The organism is uncultured Campylobacter sp., assembly GCF_937980635.1.
Taxonomy (GTDB): Bacteria; Campylobacterota; Campylobacteria; order Campylobacterales; family Campylobacteraceae; genus Campylobacter_B.
Genome location: NZ_CALJPG010000037.1, coordinates 111013 through 119118, shown reverse-complemented (window position 1 = coordinate 119118; position 8106 = coordinate 111013). Strand labels below are relative to the sequence as shown.

Sequence of the window (8106 nt, the reverse complement as noted above, 5' to 3'; positions counted from 1 at the left end):
CAAATGCTGATGTTGCTGCTTTTCGAGGGCGCGTTGCTCAGCGGCACCATACATGAAGTATTCGAATGCGGCATAGACGTTGAGCAGTTGAAACAGCAGCAGGCCAATGAGCGTGCAGACGGCAAACATCATGGGAACGAAGTGGGCGGGCAGCCCGTTGGCATCGCCTTGCAGCATGCCGATGGCGTTGAGATAGTAGGCGTTGAGCAATATTCTCACGGGTATGCTGATGAGGCAGTAGGCCACGCCGCAGAGGAAGCAGATGGCTGCTTGATTGGAAACGAGGTAACCCCAGTTGCGCCGGCCGGTGGTGAAGGCCTCTTTCAGGGCTTTGCGCAGGGGCAGGGTGGGGGTGATGATGTATTTTGTGAACGCGAAATTCAGCGGGCAGAACGGTAGCAACAGGATGAAGGTGAGGGTGTATTTGATGGTTTCGATGTTTTGCATGTCGTTTAAATCGTTTTCGCGAATGAGCGATGGCCACAGCGTTTGCACGCCATACTGTGCCCATTCGAGCAGCAGATAGAGTGCCAAGGTGAGCAGGGCAAACGCGAGGGCGGCGATGAGGTTGCGCTTGATGCAGCGAGCGCGGGGCTGCTGGTGGAGCTTGCCGAAGACGATGCCCATGGCGACGGCCGGCAGTAGCAGGACTAAGGGCAGTGCTACGAGGCTCAACAGCACCTGCAGCAACGAAGGATCGTCGCCTGAATAGAAGTTGACAACGGCGTTGGTTCCATTGAAAAGCAGTGTGGTGAGGGCCATGGCCGCCACGAGATAGGGAATCAACGTTTTATAGAACAGCGTGGGATAGTGTTGCAGCAGCGTGTTGATGGTGGTCTTCATGTTGGCCAGCACGCTGCGCGTTTTGAATAAATTTTCGTTCATCGTTTTATGGATTTGATGTTGCGTTATAAAAATGTTTGTCGGCGAAATTCCGAGCATACGATGGCTGTTGCAATGGCCACGTTGAGCGATTCGGCCTTGTTGGTGGCCGTCGAGCAATTAGGGATGAGCAGCCGCTGATTGACCCATGCACGTGTTTCGGGCGACAGGCCGTTGCCCTCGTTGCCCATGATGATGATGCCCGTGGGCGACAGCGTCTTTTGATAGATGTTTTCACCATCCAACATCGTGCCGTAGATGGGGAAATTGTGGGGCAACGCAGCCAGCAGAGGGGGAAGCTCGGTGTAGTGAATGGCCACGTGAGCAATGCTGCCCATGGTGGCTTGCACCACTTTGGGATTGTAGGCTTCGGCCGTGTTGGGCGAACAAAAGATGTGCGCGATGCCAAACCAGTCGGCCATGCGGATGTGGATTTTTTGAGCCTTTCGGGGCATAAATTTCACGCTCCAAAGGGCATCGGAGCGCTTTATATCAAAGATAGCAAGCCGCTTACGAGCCTGCTTCACGGCGGCGAGCAGATGGGTGGACGCCGCAGCGGCACGTTAAACGTTGCGGGCATTGTGGGGCTCGGCAAAGCCTTGGAGCTAGCGAATAAATTTATGGATTTTGAGCGTACTCAGGTAAGCAGACTGCGCGATAAGCTGGAGGATGCGCTTTTGCAAATTTCAAACGTAAGCGTCGTGGGCGATCGCAGCATTCGCGTGCCAAACACTATCCTCGCCTCGATCCAAGGCGTCGAGGGAGAGGCGATGCTGTGGGATCTGAATAAAGTTGGTATTGCCGCTTCTACTGGCTCTGCGTGTGCGAGCGAGGCGCTCGAGAATAATCCGATAATGGAAGCGATCGGCGCAGATAAGGAGCTGGCGCATACGGCGCTAAGGCTTTCGCTGTCGCGCTTTACGACGGAGGCGGAGATCGATTACGCGATCGAACATATTGGTAAAGCTATCGCCCGTCTGCGCGGGATTTCAAGTACGTTTGCTTACGCGCCGCAAGGTTATGAGAAAAATAAAGGATAAAAAATGGCAAAAAACAGTTTGATAAACGGCTCTATCTGGGAGCAATACTCGCAAAAAGTGCAGGACCGCATGAATAATCCTCGCTATATGGGCGAGATCACCGAGGAGGAAGCGAAGGCTAGAGGTGGTAAGCTAGTGGTCGCGGACTTCGGCGCCGAGAGTTGCGGCGATGCGGTGCGGCTGTATTGGTTGATCGATCCTAAGACTGATAGAATTTTAGACGCTAAATTTAAAAGCTTCGGTTGCGGCACGGCGATTGCGAGTTCGGATACGATGGCCGAGCTTTGTATCGGAAAGACCGTCGATCAAGCGGTGAAAATTACGAATTTAGACGTAGAGCACGCGATGCGCGACAACCCCGATGAGCCTGCCGTGCCGCCGCAAAAGATGCACTGCTCTGTAATGGCATACGACGTCATCAAGCAGGCTGCGGCGAACTATAAGGGCGTCGATCCTGCGCATTTTGAGGATGAGATCATCGTGTGCGACTGCGCGCGCGTAAGCCTCGGTACGATCAAAGAGGTGATCCGCCTAAATGATCTTCACACGGTCGAAGAGATCACGCAATACACCAAAGCGGGCGCGTTTTGTAAATCCTGCGTGCGCCCGGGCGGACACGAGGAGAAGGATTACTATCTGGTCGATATTTTAAAGCAAACCAGAGAGGAGATGGAGCGAGAGAGGCTTCAAGCTCAAGCCAACGCGAGTGCCGCTACTAGCGCGAAAGCGGGAGCCGAGATGAGCTTTGAGCAGCTAAATTTGATCGGTAAATTTAAAGCTGTCGAAGGGGTACTTGACGAGGATATCCGCCCGATGCTTCAGATGGACGGCGGCAATCTCGATGTCATAGACATCAGACCCGCAGACGACGGCAAAACGGACATCTATATCCGCTACCTAGGTGCTTGCAGCGGCTGCGCCAGTGGTGCGAGTGGTACATTATACGCGATCGAAAACGTCTTGCAAGAAAACCTTAGTCCAAACATCCGCGTGATGCCGATCTAAACTTATCGGCCGCTACGTTTCATCTTGGCTTGGTCTTGACGAAATTTTAAGAGCTTGAGCTTCTGCGCAACATCGGAGCTAAATTCCACCCCTTAGCCAAATCTGCGTAGAATTTCGGTGCTTGCTTTTAAGAATATCGTAAATTTAGCTAAGGTTTTTTAGCGTGAAATTCATCTATAAAATTTTGTCTATAAATTTAATTAAAAACGCCTTATTTCGCTCGTGTAAGTTTTTTATGAGATTTCGTTTGTAAACCAGGCATAGAATTTTCTCCATGAATTTCATCTTTTCATAAATTTAGATGAAAATGCGCCATAAATCGCAGAATTTTAGCTGGCTATAATTTCTTTTTATTATAATTGCGCCTTATTTCAACTAAAAGGAGAGCAAATGAAAGTATTTGTTTTGGCGACTCTGCTACTTGGTTTTCTATCTGCAAATTCTTTGGATCAGATCAAAAAAGATAGGCTCGTTCGCATCGGTGTATATAACGATCAGCCGCCGTTTAGTGCGCTCGTAGACGGCAAATACAGGGGATTTGAGATTGCTCTTGGCGAAAAGCTCGGTAAGGAGATTTTCGGCGATAATCCTGGCAAGGTAAAATTTATCCCGATCACGGCTTCAAGGCGCATTAGCGCTTTACAGCGCAATGAAGCAGATATGGTGATTGCGACCTTTACTCCGACGCCCGCGCGAGCGAAAAAAGTAGATTTTTCGGAGCCTTATTTTAAGGTGCAGGTAGGTGTGCTAGCCAAAAAAGACGAAAATGTCACGAGCTTCGATCAGCTGCGCAAAAAGAGGATTTTTGTCATCAAACACTCTCCTATTCACAATTTCTTACGCAAAGCTGGCTTTAGAAAGAATTTAAACTTTTGCGCCAGCTCGGCTAAATGCTACCGTGCTTTCAAAAGGGCGAAAAATGCCGTGCATGTCGATGATAACCTAATCCTGCACGCATACGCAATCATCGATAATAAAACGCAGGTTGCTTTGGATGGTCTAGGTAAGCAAACTTACAACGCAATCGCCGTGCAGAAGGGCAATAATGCGCTGCTAGAGCTAATCAATACATCTTTAGCAGGACTAAAAAAAGATGGATTTTTGGATAAGACTTTTGATGATACGCTCGAGATTTTTTATCACGGCACAATCGATAAGAAGGAATTCTTGGTTGAATAAAATTTCGTGCAGAATTTAATTCGTGCGTTTGATTCCCGCGCAAAATTCGGTTCATTGTAATGATAGAGCTAGAAAAATACGTTGCGGGCTTAATTTGCTTTTAGAATTCGGCTTTGATTTTGCTTGCCTCTCCTAAAGTGTAAATTTTATCGGGATTTGTGAGGCTATTTAAAACGCGCGCACCACTAGCGCGAAATTTCATTTTCGGAAGTAAAATTTTTAAGCGATTCGGCTGCATTTAAAATTTACACAATTTTTATAGAGTCCGTTTTAATTTTACGTTCCGTAAAATCCGCGCTAACTTATAAAATTCTATTTTTAGCTCTAAATATTTGCTTTTTTGCTACAACTTTATGATTTAAATTTCAAAAATTTCTCTAAAAGGAGTTAAACTCCCAAGCGCTATTGTCGCCTCGGTATGGGGGAGCCAAAATTTCGCTTTGTATCAAAGGCGAATCCTATGCAAAGTGCACGCTAAATGAGCAGGCGGAGCAAATAATTTCAAATTTAGCGGCGCCTGTCTTATCGGATGCCGCGAAGCTGCATATTACAAAGACGCGGCGAATACAAAAAATGGTCGCGAAATTTTACCTCAAGAGCCAATCTCGATTTACTTCACCAGCTCGTAATTATACTCTTTCGTGCCGTCGAGTAGATTTGTGACGTTGTAGCCTCGCTCATTTAAGGCTTTGGCGAGCTTGGCGCTGCGGTTGCCGCTGTAGCAGTGCGTGATTATCTTTTTGTCTTTGTTGGCCTCAAGCACGTCCTTGTAGTTTTCCAAAGGCTCGCCGTACGGGATATTTATCGCGCCCTTCATATGCCCCGCGTCGTAGTCCTGCTTCTGCCTAGCGTCGATGATCAGCACGTTCGGCTCATTTGCTATTTTCAAAAACCCCTTCGCGTTTATGCTGCCGACCTTATACAGCTCGTAGTCGTACTGCTTCACTCCGGGCGCGTTCATAAGCATGCTAAAGCCCTTTTGTTTAAGCAGATCAAGCGCCTTGCCGCTGCGATTACCGGTATTGCAATAAAGCACGACGTTTCTATCCTTGTAGGCGCTTATCTCGTCCAGCCTACTTTCCAGCTCCCCAAGAGGGATGTTGATCGCGTGTTTTATGTGGCCTGCGGCGTACTCCTCCGCGCTTCTAACGTCAATGACCAGATAATTTTCTTTTGCTCTATTGTCCTCCTCTATTGCTGATAGCGCCGCGCCGCTTATTGCATAGCCGCTAGGCTGCTGCGTCTCGGCGCCGCAAGTCGCAAAAGATCCCAATGCCGCCAGTAAAACCGCGCTTTTTAAAATTTTGTGAGAAATAAATTTCATATGTTTCCTTTGAATTTTAGCTTTTAAAGCGGGAGATTATATCAAAAATTTAGCTAAATAGTGTGAATTTGTGCGGAATGCGTTAGATTATGCCGACGCGAGATTTGCCGACGCGAAAACGCGAAAGAGACTCAAATAAAAAACTTTTGCCAAAATAGCTTAAAGGCTCGTAGATAAAGATGCTTTGCGCAAATTTGTCTTTTTGAGGCGAAGCAACAAATCCAAAAAACTCACATTTGCCCGAAGGTAAATTTTCTACTTTTGCTAATTTTCATTATTTTTCAAGTATAAGTAAGATATAATCCCAAACTTTTCGGGGCGCCGTTGCGGCTCTTAAAGGGATTAAGATGGTGTCAAGAGAGAGACTTGAACTCTCGACCTCCGGCTTATGAGACCAGCGCTCTAACCAGCTGAGCTACCTTGACACGAATAAAGAAACGGCAGTATAGCTAAATATTCTTATTTTTAATTGAAACACTTTAAAAGGAGAGAAAATGAATGCGGCTTTGATTTTATTAGTCGTCATAGTTTTGTTAGTTTTGGCGTTAGTGGGCGTTTACAACTCGTTCATCGCTAAGCGCAACCAGGTGAGAAATATCGCTTCCACCGTCGATACGCAGCTTAAAAAGCGCTACGACCTCATCCCAAATTTAGTTAGCGCTACGCGCGAATATATGAGCCACGAAAACGCCGTGCTAACGCGCGTTAGCGAACTTCGCTCACAGGCGATCAACGCGGCTTCTAACGCGGATAAATTTAAGCTAAATAGCGAAATTTCGGCTCTTTTAGGGCAGATCCGCATCGCGGTGGAGGCGTATCCGAACCTCAAGGCTAACGAATCCTTTGCCAAGCTACAAAACGCGTTAGGCGAGTGCGAGGAGCAGATCAGCGCCGCACGCCGCGCTTATAACGGCGCCGTTACGGTTTATAACAACGCCTGCGAGATGTTTCCTACCAATATCATCGCTAGCGTTTTCAACTTCGCCAAGGCAGAATTTTTCGCCGCCAGCGAGCAAGAAAAGCAAGCTCCGAACGTCTCTGAGCTTTTCAAAAAATAGGCGCGAGACGTAGAAAATTTACGATGAAATTTTAAAATTTTATCGCGAATAACGCTTAGTGCCACAAGGCTAAATTTATAGCGAGCAAAACAGATCGCGCGCAAAATATATGCGCTTTAAAGGGTTTGCTTCGCACCCCCGCCTGCTCGTCATCTCGTTTGAGATATTTTGCGATGCGCGGTACTTAGAATTTTAACAATAAAATTTATAAAACTAATTTGATTTGTATTTTCTCGGCGCGCAGGAGCTTGTTTTAATAAACGGCGCAACGCCAAATTTTAAAAGTCTAAATTTCGCAGCGTAAATTTTGGCTAGCTTGCCGCCGATGTTACTTGCAGAAGCGGCGGCAAAAGTAACGCCTCGTTAGTTGTGAGTAATTTTACAAATTTGCGCTTCGGTCGCAGTTGCGAGATCCTTCGGTGCAAGAGCGATCTGTTTTCCGCGTACGCCCGCGCTAACGTAAATTTTCTCCTGCGTTAGCGCTCGCTCGTCGATGAAGGTGCGGAAGTGCTTTTTCATCCCAAGCGGCGAGCAGCCGCCCCTGACGTAGCCCGTGACCTTTTGTAAATCCTTCAAATCCATCAGCTCGCAACGCTTCGCGCCGCAGATGTGCGCTAGCGCCTTGAGATCCAGATTTAGATCACCTTGTAGGCAGGCTACGACATATTCGTGATCCGCCGTGCAAACTATCGTTTTATAGACACGTTCGATCGGCTCGTTCACGCTGTTTGCCACGTGCACCGCGTCTAAATTTAAAGGATCCACCGCATATTCTTTGATCTCGTAGGGAATTTTCAAGCTATCCAGTACGCGCGCAGCGTTTGTCTTTGAACTCATTTCGCCTCCTTAAATTTAATAGCGGATTTTGTTTTCTTTCAAAAAATCGCGCAGATCTTCGTATTCGCTCTGATCAAAATAGCGCCATTTGCCGGGCTTTAGCGTTCCAAGGCTCATTCTGCCGAATGCCGTGCGCTTAAGCTCCACGACGTCCAGATCGAAATAGCCGAAAAATCTACGCAGCTCGCGGTTTTGGCCCTCGTTAATGATCGCTTTTATCTTCGTATAACCGCCGCTGCTAGGCATTATGCGATAGCCCAAAAAGGGTTTAAATTCCATCGATTTGATCTTGCTTTTGGCGTGCGCGCCCTTGCTCGCATCTGCGGCGAAAAAGCCTTCGCGGATCGCCGTTACGACCTCCTCCTTCACCTCGCCTTTTACCTTTAGATAGTACTCTCGCTCGATGTCGCTGTTCATCAGCGCCGTAGCGATCGCGGGCGCATCGGTTAGCAGCAAAAGCCCTTCGCTTGCAAAATCCAAACGCCCTACGCTAACAAATCTACTAAACCCCTCCGGCAAGCTATCGTAAATCGTCCGCCTGCCGCGATCGTCTTTTTTAGTAACTAACTCGCCTTTGCGTTTGTTATAAACGATCATCGTAAATTCCGTCTTGGGCTTGATAAGGCGCAAGCCTATGCGGATCTTCTCCTCGCCGCTAACCTCTATAAAATCGCTAACGACGCGACCGTTAATGCTAACTTTGCCCTGCTTGATCAGCTCGTCCGCCTCACGGCGCGAGTAGCCGGTGTTATGGGAGATAAATTTATTCAGACGCATCTTT

At 47.8% G+C, this 8106-nt stretch carries 8 protein-coding genes, 1 tRNA gene and 1 pseudogene; 4 read left to right on the top strand and 6 right to left on the bottom strand.

From position 1 onward, the window contains the following. The coding region (locus Q0460_RS10540; RefSeq protein ID WP_299086689.1) for a hypothetical protein at positions 1–885 on the bottom strand (885 nt) is incomplete at its 3' end. A 23-nt stretch (positions 886–908) separates the two neighbouring features. Then, positions 909–1304, bottom strand: a complete 396-nt coding sequence (locus tag Q0460_RS10535) for an RNA methyltransferase (RefSeq protein WP_299086686.1) — start codon at positions 1302–1304, stop codon at positions 909–911. Between the two features lie 3 nt (positions 1305–1307). Here Q0460_RS10535 and Q0460_RS10530 point away from each other — a divergent pair. The 3 genes and pseudogenes from Q0460_RS10530 to Q0460_RS10520 form a co-directional block, all read left to right on the top strand. Further along, positions 1308–1922: pseudogene (locus tag Q0460_RS10530) on the top strand (cysteine desulfurase family protein); the annotation flags it as partial. 3 nt (positions 1923–1925) lie between these two features. Beyond that, entirely contained in the window at positions 1926–2927 is a 1002-nt protein-coding gene (locus Q0460_RS10525; protein WP_297922055.1) for an iron-sulfur cluster assembly scaffold protein, read from the top strand. 390 nt (positions 2928–3317) lie between these two features. After that, entirely contained in the window at positions 3318–4106 is a 789-nt protein-coding gene (locus Q0460_RS10520; protein WP_299086683.1) for a transporter substrate-binding domain-containing protein, read from the top strand. A gap of 610 nt (positions 4107–4716) precedes the next feature. On the opposite strand, the gene Q0460_RS10515 is transcribed toward Q0460_RS10520, so the two are convergent. Together Q0460_RS10515 and Q0460_RS10510 are read right to left on the bottom strand one after the other, a co-directional pair. Beyond that, entirely contained in the window at positions 4717–5430 is a 714-nt protein-coding gene (locus tag Q0460_RS10515) for a rhodanese-like domain-containing protein (RefSeq protein ID WP_299086680.1), read from the bottom strand. Between the two features lie 348 nt (positions 5431–5778). After that, a tRNA-Met gene (locus Q0460_RS10510) sits at positions 5779–5855 on the bottom strand. Between the two features lie 69 nt (positions 5856–5924). On the opposite strand from Q0460_RS10510, the gene Q0460_RS10505 reads away from it, so the two are divergent. Beyond that, on the top strand, positions 5925–6488 hold the full coding sequence (locus tag Q0460_RS10505; RefSeq protein WP_297962055.1) for a LemA family protein: 564 nt from the start codon (positions 5925–5927) through the stop codon (positions 6486–6488). Between the two features lie 363 nt (positions 6489–6851). Here Q0460_RS10505 and ybaK read toward each other — a convergent pair whose 3' ends face one another. Together ybaK and Q0460_RS10495 are read right to left on the bottom strand one after the other, a co-directional pair. Then, complete coding sequence (gene ybaK / locus Q0460_RS10500) at positions 6852–7325, bottom strand: Cys-tRNA(Pro) deacylase (protein ID WP_299086678.1); 474 nt, start codon at positions 7323–7325, stop codon at positions 6852–6854. 15 nt (positions 7326–7340) lie between these two features. Then, positions 7341–8102, bottom strand: a complete 762-nt coding sequence (locus tag Q0460_RS10495) for a pseudouridine synthase (RefSeq protein ID WP_299086698.1) — start codon at positions 8100–8102, stop codon at positions 7341–7343. Positions 8103–8106 lie beyond the last annotated feature (4 nt).

Excerpts from the sequence above, each read along its gene's own strand:
- Q0460_RS10535 (WP_299086686.1), bottom strand. The coding sequence starts at position 1,304 with ATGGCCGACTGGTTTGGCATCGCGCACATCTTTTGTTCGCCCAACACG.
- Q0460_RS10525 (WP_297922055.1), top strand. The coding sequence starts at position 1,926 with ATGGCAAAAAACAGTTTGATAAACGGCTCTATCTGGGAGCAATACTCG.
- Q0460_RS10520 (WP_299086683.1), top strand. The coding sequence starts at position 3,318 with ATGAAAGTATTTGTTTTGGCGACTCTGCTACTTGGTTTTCTATCTGCA.
- Q0460_RS10515 (WP_299086680.1), bottom strand. The coding sequence starts at position 5,430 with ATGAAATTTATTTCTCACAAAATTTTAAAAAGCGCGGTTTTACTGGCG.
- Q0460_RS10505 (WP_297962055.1), top strand. The coding sequence starts at position 5,925 with ATGAATGCGGCTTTGATTTTATTAGTCGTCATAGTTTTGTTAGTTTTG.
- ybaK (WP_299086678.1), bottom strand. The coding sequence starts at position 7,325 with ATGAGTTCAAAGACAAACGCTGCGCGCGTACTGGATAGCTTGAAAATT.
- Q0460_RS10495 (WP_299086698.1), bottom strand. The coding sequence starts at position 8,102 with ATGCGTCTGAATAAATTTATCTCCCATAACACCGGCTACTCGCGCCGT.